The 18738-nt window shown below is 46.4% G+C and carries 12 protein-coding genes; 6 read left to right on the forward strand and 6 right to left on the reverse strand.

Annotated features, from left to right (window positions below):
* Positions 1-209: 209 nt before the first annotated feature.
* From DVG78_RS10360 to DVG78_RS10385, 6 genes are all read right to left on the reverse strand, one after another.
* Positions 210-1055 carry a sugar phosphate isomerase/epimerase family protein gene (locus tag DVG78_RS10360; protein WP_114461004.1) on the reverse strand — a complete coding sequence of 282 codons (846 nt, stop codon included), beginning with the start codon at positions 1053-1055 and terminating at the stop codon, positions 210-212.
* A 48-nt stretch (positions 1056-1103) separates the two neighbouring features.
* Positions 1104-2327, reverse strand: coding sequence for an MFS transporter (locus DVG78_RS10365; RefSeq protein WP_114461005.1), 1224 nt, complete (start codon positions 2325-2327; stop codon positions 1104-1106).
* A gap of 112 nt (positions 2328-2439) precedes the next feature.
* The gene (locus DVG78_RS10370) at positions 2440-3741 is read right to left on the reverse strand and encodes a Gfo/Idh/MocA family oxidoreductase (protein ID WP_114461006.1); all 1302 of its coding nucleotides are present in this window, start codon (positions 3739-3741) and stop codon (positions 2440-2442) included.
* A 108-nt stretch (positions 3742-3849) separates the two neighbouring features.
* Positions 3850-4596 carry a LytR/AlgR family response regulator transcription factor gene (locus DVG78_RS10375; RefSeq protein ID WP_114461007.1) on the reverse strand — a complete coding sequence of 249 codons (747 nt, stop codon included), beginning with the start codon at positions 4594-4596 and terminating at the stop codon, positions 3850-3852.
* A gap of 12 nt (positions 4597-4608) precedes the next feature.
* Positions 4609-6411 carry a tetratricopeptide repeat-containing sensor histidine kinase gene (locus tag DVG78_RS10380; protein WP_158550000.1) on the reverse strand — a complete coding sequence of 601 codons (1803 nt, stop codon included), beginning with the start codon at positions 6409-6411 and terminating at the stop codon, positions 4609-4611.
* A gap of 191 nt (positions 6412-6602) precedes the next feature.
* On the reverse strand, positions 6603-9863 hold the full coding sequence (locus DVG78_RS10385; protein WP_147277038.1) for a histidine kinase: 3261 nt from the start codon (positions 9861-9863) through the stop codon (positions 6603-6605).
* 354 nt (positions 9864-10217) lie between these two features.
* Between DVG78_RS10385 and DVG78_RS10390 the strand changes: the two genes are divergently transcribed.
* From DVG78_RS10390 to DVG78_RS10415, 6 genes are all read left to right on the forward strand, one after another.
* On the forward strand, positions 10218-10574 hold the full coding sequence (locus tag DVG78_RS10390; protein WP_114461010.1) for a LytTR family DNA-binding domain-containing protein: 357 nt from the start codon (positions 10218-10220) through the stop codon (positions 10572-10574).
* A 33-nt stretch (positions 10575-10607) separates the two neighbouring features.
* Complete coding sequence (locus DVG78_RS10395) at positions 10608-11201, forward strand: phage tail-like protein (RefSeq protein ID WP_114461011.1); 594 nt, start codon at positions 10608-10610, stop codon at positions 11199-11201.
* 19 nt (positions 11202-11220) lie between these two features.
* A complete protein-coding gene (locus tag DVG78_RS10400) occupies positions 11221-14352 on the forward strand; it encodes a G8 domain-containing protein (RefSeq protein ID WP_114461012.1) in 3132 nt (1043 codons plus the stop codon).
* A 70-nt stretch (positions 14353-14422) separates the two neighbouring features.
* Positions 14423-16399: a tail fiber domain-containing protein gene (locus DVG78_RS10405; RefSeq protein ID WP_114461013.1), complete on the forward strand. Its 1977-nt coding sequence runs from the start codon at positions 14423-14425 to the stop codon at positions 16397-16399.
* Positions 16400-16768: 369 nt separating this feature from the next.
* The gene (locus tag DVG78_RS10410; protein ID WP_147277039.1) at positions 16769-18193 is read left to right on the forward strand and encodes a Kelch repeat-containing protein; all 1425 of its coding nucleotides are present in this window, start codon (positions 16769-16771) and stop codon (positions 18191-18193) included.
* Positions 18194-18247: 54 nt separating this feature from the next.
* Positions 18248-18738 (forward strand): hypothetical protein (locus tag DVG78_RS10415; RefSeq protein WP_147277040.1); only part of this gene is annotated, 491 nt, incomplete at its 3' end.

The raw sequence follows: 18738 nt of genomic DNA on the forward strand, positions 1-18738 counted from the left end.
CCTACCTCAAATCTCGTGCCTAATCTTAACCTTTTGTCGATAAAGATGTTTACGCAGTTTTTCGTAAAAACGTTGTAATCAATTCAATACTATCTAAAAAAAAACAGGTCAGACCATTGGGTTCTACCTAAAAACGACAAAACCTTACCGAAAATTTTATGGAAATCTACGGTAAGGTAATAAATTATGTCGAAAAGGAAATCAGCTACTTAAAGGCTCTTCAAATAAGCCATGCTTTGGGGCACTTGCTGCATGGCACCTAGGTTTTCGTCTTCGATGTAAAAATACTTAATAGACGATTTTTTGGCAGCTTTTAGAATCTCTGGGTAATTGATTTGGCCCGTACCGAGCACCACACAGTTTTCGTTGGGTGTACTGCCAGAGGTGCTTTTGGGTACCCCGATTTTCAGGTCTTTCAGGTGAATCAACTTAAACCGTTTAGGATATTTTTTGAGCATCTCGGCAGGATTCTGACCAGGCAGGTGCATCCATACCACATCCATTTCAAAAAAGACGGCATCAGGATTGGTATTCTGAACGATGTAGTCAAAATACGTTCCTTTTCCGTAAGGCTCAAACTCAAACCCGTGGTTGTGGTAGCAGAAAGTCAGCCCGTTCTCTTTGAGTTTTTGTCCAAAACGGTTGAAATCTTCTACCGTTTTTTTGGCCAATGCTTCATCCATCGGCCCTTTGTGTGGTACTGAGCCAATCCGGACAAATTCAGCGCCCAACGTTTTGGCATTCTGAACCACCGTTTCTGACTTATCCGTCAAGTCCGCAAAACTTACACCGAGGCTACTGCACCGCATTCCACGCTCATCCAATAAAGCCCGAAGTTCGGCTGCTGTTTTACCAAACAAATTAGAAAATTCAATGTTGGTAATGCCCATCGCCTTCACCTTATCCAAGGTGCCGGGCACGTCTTTGCTGAATTCATTCCGAAACGTGTACGAAACCGCCCCCGGAGTATCTTTCAGTAATTTACCGAAACGCTGCGCGTATGCCGTTGACAAAAAACTCGTCAGGATACACAAATAAATCAAATGCTTTTTCATAAAAATCAGGTTAATTGTTACAAATAAAGAGGTTAGACAAACGTCTATCTACTCTTCCACGTAGTTCATATCTTTGGTAAAAGTTTCTTCTAACGACTGAAGGCAAATCAACGAAATAACCACTACCACCGTTCCAATCAACAGCGCCCCGTTTATTACCCCCAAAGAGGGTTTGAGGTATACAAAAGACGCCGCCAACGGAATGGTCGCACCGCGCACAAAATTGGGCACTGACGTAGCCACCGTGGCCCGAAGATTGGTTCCGAAAAGTTCGGCGGCCAGAATAATAAACAACGTCCAATAGCCATTACAAAACCCTAAACAGGCGCAAAGGATGTAAAATTGGGTCGTGTTTTGGATGGGGGCCATCAGGTAAATAATCATGAACGAGAATGACATCAACAGAAAAATGCGAATAGCTTTTTTACGACTTTGTAGGCGCTGACTTAAAAAGCCGCTCACAATATCGCCGAATGTTTGCCCCGTGAAAGCCAGCATAACGGCTTTGCCCGCAATGATGGGGTCTGCTAAGCCGTGACTTATACCGAATTCAGGCGAAAAAGTAATCAAAATGCCCACCACAAACCACAACGGCACCCCGACGATAATTGCCAACAAATATTTCTTCAAGCGTTGCGGAGTAAAGAGCATTCCGATATTACCGCGCTTCACATCTTTATTTCTAAGATTGACAAATAGGCCCGATTCAAATACGTTGATCCGCAACACCAACAATAAAAGCCCTAAACCGCCACCGACGTAGTATGACATGCGCCATTCGAACAAATCAGCAACAAAATAGGCGAGCACGCCGCCCAAAACACCCATCGTTGCTACCAGTACCGAACCGTACCCGCGCAAATGCTTGGGCAAAACCTCGGCCACCAGCGTGATTCCTGCGCCTAATTCTCCTGCTAAACCCACGCCCGCAATAAAGCGCAAAACGGCGTATTGCGGCACGCTGGTGATGAGTCCGTTGGCAATATTGGCTAAAGAATAGAGTAGAATAGAGCCAAAAAGCACGGAAAGTCGGCCTTTTTTATCCCCCAAAATTCCCCATAGCACACCGCCAATCAACAATCCAGCCAACTGCATATTGAGTAAAAAAACACCCTCTGGCAAGAGTTGGTCACCCGTTACGCCAATGGCTTTGAGGCTGGGCACGCGCACCACACTAAACAAAAACAAATCGTACATATCTACCAAATAGCCCAAGGCGGCTACCAAAACAGGCACTTGAAGAAGAAGCTTAAAATCAGAAGATTTGGTCATAAAAATGATTGTTAACCGCCAAAAAATTGAACCACAGAGAAACTGAGGAACACAGAGTTAAAAAGGTCTCTCTGTGATTCTCCATTCCTCTGTGGTTGAGAATATCACTATTTTAGACTTTGTCAGGTACAACAAACGGTGCGCGGTATTTGCGGGTGAGCATCGCATTGGCTTGTTTGTCACCGACGAATGTTTCTTTTTCAGGGTCAAACTTGAGCGTGCGCCCCAGTCGATACGAGATATTGCCCAAATGCGCCAATGAAGCCGCCATGTGCGCCGTTTCTACGGGGCCGTTCAGGAGTTTTTTGTCCTGCGCCCGCACCGCATCCACAAAGTTTTTGTAATGGTCGCCGCCTTCTTTTCGGGCTGGGCCAGGAGTCCGTTCCCTGCCAAGATAAGTCTTATAATCGTTGTAGCCGTTGATAACCATGTAGCCTTTGTCGCCGTAAAAAAGGTTTCCTACTTCCACGCCGTCTTCCTTGTTGGTCATCCAAGGGCGCACTTCCACCTCGATGATTTTTTTCTGTTTGGGATAAATATAACTCGACGTGAGCGTCTCGGGGGTTTCTTTGCAGTCGTTCCAAAGGAATTTGCCGCCCGTAGAAGTAATCTCTTCGGGCAACCCTACGTTGAGCCCCCACATAGCAAGGTCAGTTTCGTGGATACCTTGGTTGCCGATGTCGCCGTTGCCGTATTCCCAAAACCAATGCCAGTTGTAATGTACGTAGTTTTTGGAAAACTCACGGGCTTGCGCTGGTCCCTGCCACAAATCCCAGTTCAGACCCGCAGGTACCGCCGATGGTCCCTGATTGCCAATATCGGGCCGCCATTTGAATATCAAGGCGCGAGCCATGTAAACGTTTCCAATCAGGCCGTCGCGCAGGTGTTTAATGGCCTCCTGAATGGCGACGGAGCTGCGCAACTGCACGCCGTGCTGCACAATACGGTTGTATTTAGATGCGGCTTCGACCAGTTTTCGACCTTCGTAAATATTATGGCAGGCAGGTTTCTCTACGTAGACATCCTTGCCAGCTTGACACGCCCAAATGGCCGCCAATGCGTGCCAATGGTTGGGCGTGGCAATACTCACGGCATCAATGTCCTTATCTTCATAGACTTTCCGCAAATCTTGTTCTGTCTTTACTTTCTTTTTATGGTTCTTCTCAAAGTCGGCCGCGCGCTCTTGAAGCACAACATTGTCAACGTCGCAAAGGGTAGCTACTTCCACATTTGCCAATTTTGAGAAACCAGAAATATGGTCTTTACCGCGACCGTTTACACCAATTACCGCCACGCGCACGCGGTCATTGGCCCCAAATGCATGGGCAGGAATAATGGTCGGAATTCCTACCGCCGCCGTACCTAAGGCCGCCGTTTTTAGAAATTTCCGTCGTGAAAAAGGGATATGTTTCATTTGTCAAGGGTTTGAATTACTTCTACCCCTAGTAAGAACTCCAAGTAGCATACATACTTGTTTTTGAGGCCAAAAATCGGTTTTAACGCCCAATTTCCCCTGCTTTTATCACAACCAACCAAATCGTTCCATCAAACGATCTTTCTGACCTCTCGAAACTGGAATACTTTGATTATTGTCCATTACGATGTAATTCCCTTCACCCCTAACAAATTTTTTGATTCGGTTTAGGTTAATCAAGTACTGACGATGTACCCGCAAAAAATCCCTTTCTTCCAACAATTCCTGAATCTCCCGTAGGGTTTTTGTGACTAGATAATCCTGCCCATCAGACAAGTAGAAACGGGTGTATTTATCATCGGATTCACAATAGAGAATGTTGTGTACGGCCACAAATGTGACGCCGTTTTGGTAGGGCAACGCCAAACGGTCGGGCAAGACTTTGGCCGTGCCAGTAAGCTGCTGCTGCAAATACTGAATCTGTTGGGGACTGGTCTGATGTTGCTTTTCGATTTTTTGGACCGTAGCAATCAGTTCCTGAGTATCAATCGGTTTGAGCAAATAATCCAAGGCACTGTACTTAAACGCCTTGAGCGCAAAGCGGTCGTATGCCGTGACAAAAACGAGCGAAAAAGCAATATCTCCCACCGCCTCCAACACTTGAAAACCATTCATTTGCGGCATCTCAATGTCTAAAAACAGGATTTCAGGTCGATGTGTTTTAATGGCTTCAACGCCTTGGACACTACCGGTACAGGTCGCAACTACCTCAATTTGAGGACAATGCTGGGACAATCGCAAAGCCAACAAATTGACAGCATTGGGTTCATCATCAATGATTATGGCGCTTAACATAACAATACGAAGTTAAATGGGAATATCAATACTCACTTTGGTACCGATGGCTTGCCCGTCGGCATTCATTAGGTCTATGATTTCTACCCTTGTGTTGGTTTGATACAATTGATTGATGAGGTCGATGCGCTCCGAGGTCACTTTCAAACCGAAGGATTTTTGCTGGGTCACAGACTTACTTTTAAATTCTGCGGCCTTTTGTCTTCCCACTCCATCATCAATCACTTCAATGTGGAGCAGCGTTTCGTCAGGTTGCTGAATATCAATCGTTACGGTGCCTCCTTGTTCTTTGTGCATTAGTCCGTGCCAGATGGCATTTTCAACGAAGGGCTGAATCAATAAAGGAGGAATTTGAATGGTCTCTATGTCGAGGCCAGAAGCTACGCGGATTTGCGACTGCACTTTTTGCTGAAACCGCATGGCTTCCATTTCAATGTACAGGCGCAGGGTTTCGAGCTCGTTGTAGAGGGTTACTTTCTCCGAGCGCGAGTTTTCGAGCACGAGCCGTATCAGTCGGGAAAATTTGGTCAAGTATTCAGATGCTTTATCGGCTTCATTGCGCGCCGTGTAGTATTGAATCGAATTAAGGCAGTTGAAAATAAAATGCGGATTCATCTGCGCACGCAACGCCGAAATCTCGGTTTGGGCAATCCGTTGCTGGTACTCAGCATCCTGTTTTTCCCTTCGTTGAGACAATAAGCTGTTTCGATACAACAAAATAATAATGAATGCCCCCAAAAATCCTCCCATAATCCAAAACTGACGATTTCTGTTCTGCACCTCATTGGCCTGTTTTTGCAGGGCTAAATCTTTTTCATATTGGGATTTATAAAGATTCAGACGGCTTTCAAACGTTTCATAATACATAGAATCGCGCTGATTGAGCGCAAGTTCTGAAAAATGTAACGCCTCTTTGTAGTTTCCGAGGCCCTTATACGCTTGGGTCGTTATGAAAGATGCCCAGAAAATCTGCTGATTGGAATGGTACCTTCGAGAATAATCCAAAGCCAATTGAGCAAGCCGCAGCGCTTCCGAAAAGCGCCCCCTGCGAAGTTGAAGGCCCGCCATTTCGTTATAAATAGCTGCCTGAGCAAATACGTTGTCTAATTTATAGGCTATTTTTTCCACTTTCTGAAAATGAGCCAGTGCCGAATCCAGCTCATGTTGCATGACGTGCAGATATCCTTGGCTCCAATTGACCAAGCCTATGCCAAAATCAGAATGTGTACGATAATAATCCTGCAAGGCCGATTGATAATAACGCTCGGCGACCCTAAAATTTGACTTACCGCGATACAGGTCACCCATGTTGACCTTGCATCGCACAATCATACTATCGTTTTTCAGTTTTTTAAAAATCACCACCGCTTTATCATAGTATACCTGAGCCGAATCCCATTGCTTAAATTCGGCGTGGCAATCTCCCATAAAACGGTAGGCGTGGGCTTCATGCAACGGCCACCGAGTGAATTGCGCTAAAGTAAGCGCCTGCCGAGAAATGTCCATGACATTGTGGTAGCGTCCGTCAAAAACCAAATAATTGCTCTGTTCGTGAAATGCCAGAATCCGACCTTTGGGCCAATCGTGGGCCTCAGAAAGAGAAAGTGCCTTTTGGGCATACGTAGCCACCGAGTCGACATTTTTGAACTGATAAAGATGCGCCAGCCGACAATAAGACACCACAAGTTGAGTATCTCGGGTGTAGGAAACAGACAATTTTTCCAGCGACCTTATTTGTTTAGTCAGCACGCCTGATTGAGCAAATACGCCCAAACCAGCCAATAACACCAATATACATAAGCAGCTAATTTTCAAAGTATTATATGGATTACAAAAGTATAAGGCAGTTTGCCATTGGAACATTGATAGAACTCCCAATAGGCCTAAAATGACTATGTCAGATTCCTTCTCCGCGAGAATAACATTTTGGCCTAAATTTTACAATCGAAGGTGCGCCAACTGTCTTACTTTAGGAGTGAATGGCCGCTTTTTTGAGTAAACGGTCACTAAATAGGAATTTTCACCACTACTTCTGTGCCGACAGCTATCCCCCAATCGTCTTTTAAATCATTGATTTTCACGCTGGTATTGGTTTGATACAGTTGATTGATGAGTTCGATACGCTCCGTGGTTACTTTCATGCCAAAAGATTTGTGTTTAGTCGCTGATTTGCTCTTGTATTCGGCTGCTTTTTCACGCCCCACACCGTCGTCGGTGATGGCGATACGGAGCACATTTTCCTGCGGTTGTGTCACTTCAATAATCACCTGTCCGCCCGTTTCTTTGTGCATCAATCCGTGCCAGATGGCATTTTCCACAAAGGGCTGCACCAACAACGGCGGAATTTGAATCGTATCGGTATCCACATCAGGAGCAACGTTGATTTCATAGCGTACTTTTTGCTGAAAACGCATGGCCTCCATGTCGATGTAGAGACGCAGCGTTTCGAGTTCGTTGGTCAGCGTCACTTTCTCCGAGCGCGAGTTTTCGAGCACGAGCCGTATTAGTCGAGAGAATTTGGTCAGGTACTCAGACGCCTTATCGGCTTCGTTCTGCGCCGTGTAGTACTGAATTGAGTTGAGGCAATTGAAGATAAAATGCGGGTTCATCTGGGCACGCAGGGCCGATATTTCGGTTTGCGCAATGCGCTGTTGGTACTCCGCTTCACGCTGTTTGCGCAAGGCTTCCTCGGCTTGCAGCCGGCTTTTGAGCGTTTGTTGTTCTAAGCGGTAGCGGTAAATGATGTAAACAACTGTCAGCGCCAACGCAAGTGCCCCCCCCCTAAACCACCAAGTTTGCCAAAAAGGAGGCGTAATGATGATTGTCAGCGAGCGTACCTCCGACCAAACACCGTCATAATTTGCCCCTTTGATCTGCAACTCATATTCTCCCGGCGGTACGTTGGTAAAAGCCGCCAAGGGCGTGTTCCCGCATAGTATCCAATCGTTCGAAAAGTTGACAAGTCGATAGGCATATTGGTTTTTTTGGTGCTGGATATACGAAAGCGCCGAAAACCCTACGGTAAAAAAGCTTTGGTCGTGCCGCAGGGTAATTTCAGCAACGGAATTGAGATTTTTCGGAAGTACTAAGTTATGATTGAATACTTTAATAAAGCTGAATACTACGTGTGGCTTGAGCGTAACATCCTTAATTTCGTGGGGGTAAAATCGAAACCGGTCAAAAAACAGTTCATCGCCTTTTCCTTTGATAAAGGTTCCGTATGAAAACATCTTCAGATCATATTCGGCTCCCAAATATTTGGTCTCTCCCGTATCTGGGTTGTATCGTATGAGTGCATTATCACTTTTCATCCACAGGGTTCCATCATTTGTGATCTGGATATTTACGATCACATCATTTTTGTCTAAAGGCATTTTTTGCCATTGATTGGTGCGCGGGGTATATTTCCAAAGTCCATGCATGGTGGCGGCAATCCAAACTACCCCTCGCTTAGGGTCTTCCACCATTTTATTGATGGCAATATTTGTCTCCACCGTTGTTTTATTAATGTCGTCTTTGATGGTCAGTTTGTTGGTTGTCGGGTCAAACCAACGAATCAGGTTATCATCCCAACTCCCCAACCAAATCATCCCCCGGCTGTCGACCATCACCGACCTCAGTCGCCGTTTTTCAACCAGCGGCTGAATACTGACCATATTCACAAACGTTTTACGGCGGGTATCATATTTAACCAATGAGCCTTGGGTAGTGGAGGTAGTTTGCGTAATAGGTATCCAAACATTCCCGTCTTTGTCTTGGGCAATAGACATAATGTCGTAGAGTTGGTCTGTCCGCAACGAAGAATTTTGGATGGGATCCTGTACTTTCAACATGCGCTTGCGGCGCAAATCCCACTGCCAAATGCTGCCTCCATCTACCTTTCCCACAAACCAAATCACCTGATGGATGCTGTCGGCCAAAGCCATATTGATATGTTGCTCGGGTTTAGAAGAAGCAGGTTGTTGGAGCAGTTCGGTCAATTGTCCGGTTTGTTCGTTATAACTCGCCAACACAAACCCCTGCGGTGTTTGATAGGTGAAATACAAGTGATCTTGGTATTGGCAGAATATTCTAAACCGCTCTTTTCTTATTTTTGGAGGAGCGCCACGCAGTACCTGAATATCAGGACTTAAATAACTAACCGCCGCATCACCAATGGCGATGTGTTTACCGAACCAAACGGTATTGCCCCTTCCCAAAAAAAAGGAATTAATGTTGGACGGAGGAGAAAATGGATCATCAGGAACATGCGGATATTCGTGTATGATTTCGGTCTGCTTATCAAAAACTTTAAGTCCATTATCTGTGTAAATTATAAGCTTATCCTTTTGAAAAGGCTTGATGGTAAACACTTGATTTGCTTTTAACGTAGGCAAATAATACTGCTTCCAGCGAAGTGTATGTGTATCGAAACGGAGCAGTCCCAGATGAAACCATCCTCCCAGCCAAATATATCGGGCATTGGCCTCAGAAACGATTGAATTAATACTTAACTCCTGATGCATCTCTTTGCGGCCCCCAACTTCAGGGTTATAATTCCCGGCCAAATTATACCAGACAAGCTTGTGAAGTGCAGGATCATAATAACCCAGAAACGATTTGCCGTGATTGGTATCTGACGCATGAGCTACCTGCCCCCAAACGCGCCCGAGTGCATCTACCGCCATTGGTTTGATGAGCGCCAAAGCAGCAGTATCCGGCTCGTATCGGTTGGTATAGCCATTGATCACCGGGGGCAGTTTGATGTGCGTAAACCGGTTTGTTTTGGTATCAAACTCAAAAAAAGGAGAACGAATGTTGTTGTCAGTAGCAGGAAATAAGATGTATATTTTTCCGGCAGCATTTGAAGCTTCTCCCCAAAATGCATAGTTTTTAATAAGCGGAGAGGGATATCTTTTGAACTTCTCGGTAATGGTGTCAAAAATAGCCATTCCTCCGTCATTCATAGACCAAACCACACGATTCGACGTCATACTAATATGAAAATAACGCGTAGAGTCGAAGGTTTGGGCATAATGCCCATCGTATCGAATCAGTGATTGATTGTCGGCCACAAACCACAAATATCCTTGGTGGTCCTGCACGCGCATCTCTTTGGAATACGCCTTTTTGACAATATCATTCTCAACCACAAACGGATCAAAACGCAGGTAGGGCTCATTGGTGATGACCCTCTCCGGCGATAGACGTATGATTTCCACCTGTTGGGCATAGGCTGCCCAACTCCACAAAATACTCAAACAATATATTCTGGCAAAAAGAGACAATCCTTTTAGGTTTAATCGCACACTATTGTTCTACCAAGATAGGAAGGATTGCGCTCATCTTCCAAGCATTACGCGCTCAATTGCATGATAATTGGCGTCAACGGCAGAAAAAGCGAGTAAGGGACCCAAAATCATTTTAACACTCCGAATTTTCAGGTTCTGTCATTCACTGACTAAAGCTAACAGCTTACGTCTTCAAAGCTACCACTCGCGCTCATTGAGTGGAATCGACGGCTGATTGAAGCGTAGCTTAACCGTCATTATTCACCCTCGCTTTGAAAAAGAAGAACCGTTGGTTGCTGGATTTATCTATCCAACGACTAAGTATTCTGAATCGTTTTTTAAAAAAACATCATGGAAAATTGTATTATTCTTCGAGATTGTTCAGGATTTATTCACCTTCTACCAGATGAAATTTTACGTTTGGAAGGCGACCGAAACTACACCCATGTGCTGCTGACCGATGGCAGAAAGCTACTCTTTTCAAAAACAATCGGCTATCTTCTGGAGCTTATGCCCGAAGGAACCATGCTGCGCATCAGCAAAAGCCACGCCATCAACCCCACCTACCTGCAAAGCATTTTTTTACGTCGCCGTCAGCGCTATGTCTACCTCACATCGGGCGAAAAGTTTGAAGTTTCCCGCAGAAGGGCGCAGGTAATGCGTAAGCAATCAAAACAGCAATCTCGGGTAACATCCAAGTTAGACTAAGTTCTTTTTTACATCAAAACAATACAATTCATTATGAAAAAGCTATTACTTACATTGTGCTTTACGGGAGTTTTGGTCGTTTTATTGTCCGCCCAAACCGTGACACTATCGGGTACCGCTGCTCCTACCCCAGCGGCGGCCAATGCCACCTACACACTCAATAATTCGGGGAGTTTTCAATACACCCCAATTGAGGTAAAAGACTCCGGTACTGATGCTTATTTTACGGCCGATGCGGTATTTAGTGCCACGGGCCAATACCAGATCTACCGCAATAGTGGTAATTGGAAGGTAGGCCGGGTGATCTGTAATGGTTGCAGTACTCCTACTACAACCATTTATTATACCCTCACCAACAATTCCACCAAGCCTCCCTGCACGGGCACATGGAACAAATTAAGCGGAGGGACCGAGGCGCTCACCCTAACGGGCGACTGCGTCACGTCTGGGCCAAGTTCGGTCAAAGCCGCCGTCGTATTGCCTACCGCCCTTAGTTTACCCCAACTGACTGCTGCCGATATTACCGCCATTGCTTCTCCCCAAAAGGGTATGTTGGTGTATGACCTGACCAACAACTGCGTGAAAATTTACAATGGAATGGACTGGAAATGCCTGACCGACCAATAAACGCTAAACCATTGATACCATGAGACTTTTATATCTTTTGTTGAGTCTTTCAGTGGCCATTGGCAGCCACGCAATTAACTCCGCCCAATCCGGTCTTTGGAGCTCGCCTTCTACGTGGGCAGGCGGAATCGTACCCACTTATACGGATGATGTGACTATCCTCAACGGACATACCGTGACGGTAGATGCCACCTCCGGGGCCCAGCCCTCAGAGGCCCAATTCCTCACCATCCAACAAGGAGCTACCCTTACGTTTGTTAATGTTGCCGGTGGTGGTTTGGGTGCGCAACGCGTACATGTGGAGGGGCATTTGCTGCACAATGCCAAGCAGATGGGTACGCATCAGATGACTTTTGGGCCCAATGCCTCCTTTACCATGTCGGGCGATGCGCTATTACGTTTTACTACCCAGACGGGTTCACCTGTGGCGGGAACGTGGCTGGATATGACTCCTTTAGACAATGCCAACGTAAACATAACGGGCGGCACTTTTGAGTTCAATCAAGCGCATGTAGATCCCACTCAACTGATGATGAAAGCCAAAGGAGATTTGGTATTGGGGATCAATAACACCATCAAATTCACCAATCCGTACGCCACCTTGGCCGACCCTATCACAATCAATGCCGAACTGCCCATCGTGGGCAATCTTGAATCATACCAAAGCCCTTGCAGATTGGCGGGAGGGATGGTCAATGGACAGCTTACACCCGTACAAATAAGGGGAAATCTCACCCACTACGGATATATCTTACCCTGGAGTACGGCCAACGAGATGATTCTTTATGGCAATGTCAATACGTTTTACAGTTCTGCCGAGATAGCCTTTCCCACCCTTCGTTTCGGCAGCCAGGCACTGGCCGCCACTAATGCTCAAATCATCACCGCTACCAACAAAGCATTCTATTCGGTCACGAACCTTTACATCAACAACACCCACCCGGCGGGCGTACTTTTTACGGGTAATTCTACCGCTACCCGAATGAACGTGTCGGGTACCCTAACGTTCAACCAGGGCAAACTTTTCTTAGATCCTGCCATCACCGGCCTTACTTTGGCCAATCCCGTAGCAGGCGCTTCCGAAAATGCGTACATCGTTACGCAGGGCACGGCTAAAGTCTCCAAAACCATGAATATCAGCACGTTTGAATATCCGGTGGGGAGTACTGCGGGCTACGCCCCCATCGTGCTGAGTTTTTCAACCAACTCCAACGTCAATACTTCGGTACAAGTCATTGATGACAATACACAGGGGACGAACGCCCTCAACAGAAAATGGAGAATTACCAAAGAAACGTCAACGTTTGGAACGTACTCTGCCACTTTCAAGTGGCTTCAGCCCTACGAAAACAGTGCTTTCGACCGTACGGATTGCTATGGACACAACATCAGCGGTAACGCCAACCTTACGGGCGGACAAAACGCCGGAGGCGGGCCACTGTATGCCGTAGGGGGAACTTTCCAACTGGGGTCAGTCACACCTACTGATTTTACGGTCAAAAGTACGCCGTTGGTCAGCCCTATTGTATCGGCTCAGAGCGGGCCGTGGGAGCAGGCGGCTACGTGGGTGGGTGGAGTAGTGCCTACGGCTACGGCACCCACCACTATATTAAACGGCCATACCGTCAGCGTTCAATCTACGGCCAATGCCCGAAGCCTCCATGTCAACGGCGGGGCAAGTCTGGTACTGAACCACCCTTCGGAGTTGATTGTCAACAATGGTGCGCTGATTGCTGACGGCAGCATAACCATCAACGGCGGCAGTACGTGGGATAATGCCTCCGTCATCACCGTTCATGGCAATGTATCCATCAATGCCACCGGGGCATTGAACTTAATGGGACAACTCGACAACTGCTGCTTTCCCCTGCGTTACTCCGCCAAAATCATAGCAAGAGGCATCAGTGCAGGCGGAGCGACCAATGTGGTCGCAGGAGTTCCTGTTTTCAATATCGAATCAGGCGCACAACTTACATCTAATCAAGGACAAATCACCGTGTATCGCCACAAGGGTGACCTTACCTACAATACGCCCACGTTTTCGTCGGCGGTAGCCGTGCCTGCCAGTACGGAAGTGTTTTTTACAACACCCCATTTCAATACTACCCAGCCTATCGTGGCCCAATGCGCTTTTTACGACAAAATACTGCTGGACACCTACCTTGACTACGTACGCTTCGGTTCGTCCACGAATCAGGTCATTGTGGCAGGCAAAGTCACCTCTCAGACGGTCAGTACCGGGATAACAGTAAAAGATAACCATGAATTGATTCTATTAAATGACATTGATTTGGGATCAAACCGGCCTATTGGATTGGGCCTCAACAGCAGTGTGCGTTTTGGAAACAGTACCCATACGCCCACGGCTACGCAGCAAATCAACAACCTGCAAGTGACCAACGGAACCGTCTATATGGACAATCCCAACGGCATTGAAGGCAATCTCAGCACCCAAAGTCTGGTCTTTGTAAGAGGAAAAATCAAAGGGAGTGTTTCGGCAAACACCGTTGCGGCCTATGACAATACCCGCTACATTGTAGGTTCGCTGGCACTCAAAAATATCCCTGCTCAAACGAATGCCTTATTCCCGGTAGGTACTGAAAATGACTACCTGCCCATCACGATGAACAGCCCCACGGGGCCGAGTGATATGGAGGCAGGAATCTCGCTCTCCAACAATTTTACGCCTACCCCTACCCCGGGCCTAACGCTCGAATTCCTGCTCCGCAAGAGTGCGTCAAGCCCATTTGGAATTCCTACGGCCACGGTCAGTTGGACCGGTACGTACGAAAAATCGGGTTTTACCCGCAACGGCATCAGGCTCTATTATTTATTGACCGGCGCCGGCTTTCCCTCATGGCAGACCTTTGGTACTGACATTGGCGCCACGGGCAGCAACCCCTATCAGGCTACTTTTCAACTCTTTGCCCCCAACAACGGCGAACGCTTTGCTTTTGGCAACGGTACCGTACCGCTCACGTCGGTCAAGTCGGTGGTGTATTTGCCCAATCTATTGAGCTTGCCGCAGCTCACGACGGGTGACATTGCCCTGATTGCTTTGCCCCAAAAAGGGATGATCGTCTATGACCTCAACGCCAATTGCATGAAATATTACAACGGTACTGTGTGGAAGTGTATTGCCGCACTGTGATAACCCAGACCGATAAGCCCTTAATTTTCAATACTTATACTCGTTTTTTTTGCAAAAAACTATTTATAAAATGAACGCCAAACCCATGAGCTCCTTACGGCCTATTCTTAGCCTTGTGTGCCTTTTTATCTATTTAGCCGCAAGCAGTCCGGCCGCTTATGCACAAGCCGGTGGTGAAATAACCCCCAAAGGTATTGTGTACCCACGCTATACCGATGCCAACCGCCCCACCGGACCGCTCACCATCGGCACTACCATTTACAACACAGGCCAAAACACGCATCAGTATTGGAATGGCAGCAGTTGGACCAATGTAAGCACCCCCGGCAGCGGCCCGTGGATTATAAATAGCAATGACGTATATCTAAATAATAATAATCGTGTAGGAATCAACACTGCTACTCCGACTGCTACATTGGAAGTACAAGGTACGTCTTTCAGTGTTTCCAGAGTTCACACTATCACAAGCGCCCCCGCTACCAACACTTATATTATGCCATACAATGGTACGCTTGCCACCATCACCGATTCCTCGGCCAATATCCTCGACCCTGGAGGCAATGGCAATATAAATGGCACTTCTAATAATGCAAGTCATGTATCTATTCAAGTACTTAATGCTATTGGGTTTAGACTTACATTTGAAAGTTTTGATTTCGGCAATCAAACAAACTCAAGTGACTATCAACTTATTCTTAGTACATCCAGTGATATCAATGATGAATCCTCATATTTGGCCAAACTGAGTTTTTTACAAAATACCTATCCGAATAAGCCATTTAATTTAAATGGAGGTTTTTTTATACTACACTTTAAAGCTTTAGCAGGAGCACCTTCAGTACCGGGTTTTAAATTACGCTATCAAGCACTCTATCCTGTTTCCATTCCCTTTCAACCTTACTCAGAAGCAGTAGGTGGTGGCTTGAAATTCAACACTCAAGTTTTGTCTTTTGAAGGAAATAATTCAAGAGCTACTGGGCAATATTCCACAGCACTTGGCTTTTTTTCTAGATCAACTAACCACTCTTCCACAGCAATAGGGCATCAATCACACGCTTCTGGAAGGTATTCAACAGCAATGGGTGCTGGCGGAAATACTAAAGGGTATGACTATTCTTTTTCCATCGGAGGCGGTATAAGCCCCAATCGGGCGGGCAACGATAAGGAGTCACAAATGAAAATGCACTTTGAGGAAATACGTCTGGAGACCGGCACCAATGGTGATTTTACCATCACTCCTACCCAAATTACCACCAACAACAGCATTTCCGTTTTTGGCAACAACACCGTAAACCTGAATGGCTACGGATTTTTAAACAGGACCGGCCCTACGGGTATCGCCCCTTCCGCTGCATCGGTACCATTTTCGATTTATGCGTCAGGGCGTATCATCGGATCTGAATTCAACGCCTTCTCCGATGCGCGGCATAAGCGGCTCCGCTCGCGCAGTAGGGGCGATACCGATTTGGCGCAACTCAATCGGCTGGCGGTAAGTCGCTATACATTTATTGATACCGTTCAGAAAGGCAATCAGGAGCAGCTGGGGTTTATCGCTCAGGAGGTAGAGCAGGCAGTCCCCGAGGCGGTGTCAAAGATAGTTGATTACATTCCGTCGGTATATGCCATGGCCGAGCGCGTCAGTTATGATTCGGCAGCGCATACCCTCACCGTGCGCACACAGCAGCCTCACGGATTTGCTGCGGCAGAAGATATTAAGGTCATCACGGCGCAGGAAGAACACAAAGTGCGGGTAGGCACGCTCATAGATGCCCACACTTTCAGGCTCAACGGTTGGCAAAAAGCTACTGCGGAGTTGTTTGTTTTCGGCAAATCAGTCAGTGACTTTCGGACGGTGGACTACAACCGCCTCTTTACGATGGGCATCAGTGCCATCCAAGAGCTATCGCGACGAGTAGAGCAGTTGGAAAAAGAAAACGCCCAACTGAAAGCTCAAAACGATGAACTGTCACAAATGAAAAGTGACATTGCTACCCTTAAAAACCTGCTTTTAAAAGCCGAGCTTCCTGAAAAATCGGCAGAGAAATAACCGACAGATTGTGATAGATTTCTTGGCCGGGTAACCCGCTGATAAATCTATCACAATCTTCTCTTTTCCAACTCTGTGTAGTTTTTCCAAAACACAGTCATTCACACCAAAATAGTCGCCACCAACTTCTTAAAACCTGCCACTTACGCCATTGGAGTGGAAATGCATGCGGTGCAAGGCGTAAATTAGTATTGAAAAACAGCAACGGATCATTCCTCTGTTTTAGGGAAGCTGAAGGCCGGTAGTGCTATTTTTCAAAATGTATTCCGGCAATATTTTCAACATTAAAAATTACCAAAAAGAGGGCACGCCTGTTTCCTGCACAACCCTTTATTGGAACTCAACCAGTTAAACTATTCATACAAAACCATGAAAAAACAACTCATTCTGTCTCTAAGCCTTTTTTCTTTGTTGGCTATAATACTTGTCAACTGTAAGAAAAAAGAAGACCCTGCGCCTTCTACGCCAACAACTCCTACAAACCCCGTTACGGCCACCGCCCCTACACTCGACAATGCGGCCAATGCCACCGGCAGCAGCGACATCACCGCCACGAGTGTCAAAGTGAGCAGCAACCTCTCGGCCAACGGCGGGGCGGCCATCAGTCAGCACGGACACGTGTGGTCGGAAACCAACGCGGCCCCAACCACCGCCGATACCAAAACCGAACTCGGTGCTACGAGCGGGCCGTTTCCTTTGAAGTTTACCTCGGAGCTTAAAAGCCTCAAAGCCAACACGACCTATAATGTAAGGGCTTACGCAACCAATGATAAGGGTACGACTTATGGGACGGCTGTACAGGTGAAGACGGGGGCGGTAGCCGTAACAGGTGAAATAAATGGCGTGTGGGTAGAGCGAGCAAAATTCCCGACCAATGCAAGGAGCGATTATAGGCTTGTATCAGCCAATAATAAACTGTATCTATTATGTGGCGGTAGAACATTAGACGAGAATTATAATATAGAAAGGTATTACGATGCTTATGAATATGATCCAGCTACTGACAAATGGACCGAAAAAGCCAAAGCAGCCATTACCCGAAGTGCTATATTTTTTCCACAAGTAAAGCCTTTGGTATCTGCAACAGGAAAAATATTTTTCCCATCGGGGGTAGGGCCAACGCCCTATGATGTAAAAGCAAATATTCACGAATTTGACCCAGTTGCTAATAAATGGACCGTGAAAGGAGCATTGCCAACCGACTTTGACCCGGCGGGTACCGTTTCATTTGTCATCAACGATAAAGCCTATTTCGTAGGCCACAGCAGCAGCAAAGGCTTTGTCAAAGCCGTGTGGGAATACGATATTCCTACGGACAAGTGGCTAAAAAAAGGCGACTTCCCCGGCGAAGCAGGCTCGGATGGGTTTGGTGCAAGCTACAAAGGCAAAGGGCTGGCCATTGGCATGGGGGCAAATATTGCCCCTTTCACTAAAACCAGTTGGTCTTACGACCCTGCCACTGACAAGTGGACTACCATCGGGCAGCCAAACGTTGATTATTTTCAGAATATCGAGAGCATATTAGGATTTGATTCAGATAAAGTTGTTTACTACGGAAACGCCCCAGCCAAGGGATTCATCCGTCCGCAGGTACTTACGTTCGAGCCGTTCAAAAAGAAAGTACCTGCCCAAACAACTGACATTCCGCTTCCTCAATCCTGTAATTCCAATATGGGAATGAAGATTCTTCACGTAGGCCAGCGAACGTTTGCCGTAATGGACGAGGGGGGCACCAAACCGACGGCCTGCGAGAAAGAGACAGCTGGTAAATTGTACGAACTGGTAAAAAAATGACAAGCCTCATCTATTTTCTTCAATCAATTTTCACCTTTATAAACACGTACAACCATGGCAAAAGTAGAAAATGCGGCTATGCTCATTGGTGAGCAAATAGTAAACAACAATCAGGAAAAGTGCAGAAAGGTACGCGTATCAGCAAGGCTCAGGTTTGCTATCGAAGAACTTGGAACCGCTTTCAAAGTACGTATAACCCTCATCGGTACAGATAACGCAAGCGTTGACTCAGACGACGGACGCTCTTCTTTTGGGTGGCTGCCTTTCAGACGAAATTGGGAAACTCCCATCGGAGATTTTGATTTCAGCGGTGGCAACGGCGAGTTGTCTACTTCTTCATTATCCTTATTTGGTTCGATTGTTTATGAAAAAACCCTGATTCCAACCACAACTGAGGTAGATTTTTTAGAAGAGAGACCCTGTCCTCATTCCCCGAACCGTATCCATTTAAAAGTAGAAAAAATTATAAATTTCACTTTTAAACGGTATCCAAATGAAAAAAAGCAATTTTACAGAGGAGCAAATCGTAACGATTTTGCACAGTC

Origin of the sequence: Runella aurantiaca (genome assembly GCF_003339505.1) — a bacterium.
GTDB classification, from domain to species: Bacteria; Bacteroidota; Bacteroidia; order Cytophagales; family Spirosomataceae; genus Runella; species Runella aurantiaca.

Coding starts and splice junctions, on each gene's coding strand:
- DVG78_RS10360 (WP_114461004.1), bottom strand. CDS start 1,055: ATGAAAAAGCATTTGATTTATTTGTGTATCCTGACGAGTTTTTTGTCA.
- DVG78_RS10365 (WP_114461005.1), bottom strand. CDS start 2,327: ATGACCAAATCTTCTGATTTTAAGCTTCTTCTTCAAGTGCCTGTTTTG.
- DVG78_RS10370 (WP_114461006.1), bottom strand. CDS start 3,741: ATGAAACATATCCCTTTTTCACGACGGAAATTTCTAAAAACGGCGGCC.
- DVG78_RS10375 (WP_114461007.1), bottom strand. CDS start 4,596: ATGTTAAGCGCCATAATCATTGATGATGAACCCAATGCTGTCAATTTG.
- DVG78_RS10390 (WP_114461010.1), top strand. CDS start 10,218: ATGGAAAATTGTATTATTCTTCGAGATTGTTCAGGATTTATTCACCTT.
- DVG78_RS10395 (WP_114461011.1), top strand. CDS start 10,608: ATGAAAAAGCTATTACTTACATTGTGCTTTACGGGAGTTTTGGTCGTT.
- DVG78_RS10400 (WP_114461012.1), top strand. CDS start 11,221: ATGAGACTTTTATATCTTTTGTTGAGTCTTTCAGTGGCCATTGGCAGC.
- DVG78_RS10405 (WP_114461013.1), top strand. CDS start 14,423: ATGAACGCCAAACCCATGAGCTCCTTACGGCCTATTCTTAGCCTTGTG.
- DVG78_RS10410 (WP_147277039.1), top strand. CDS start 16,769: ATGAAAAAACAACTCATTCTGTCTCTAAGCCTTTTTTCTTTGTTGGCT.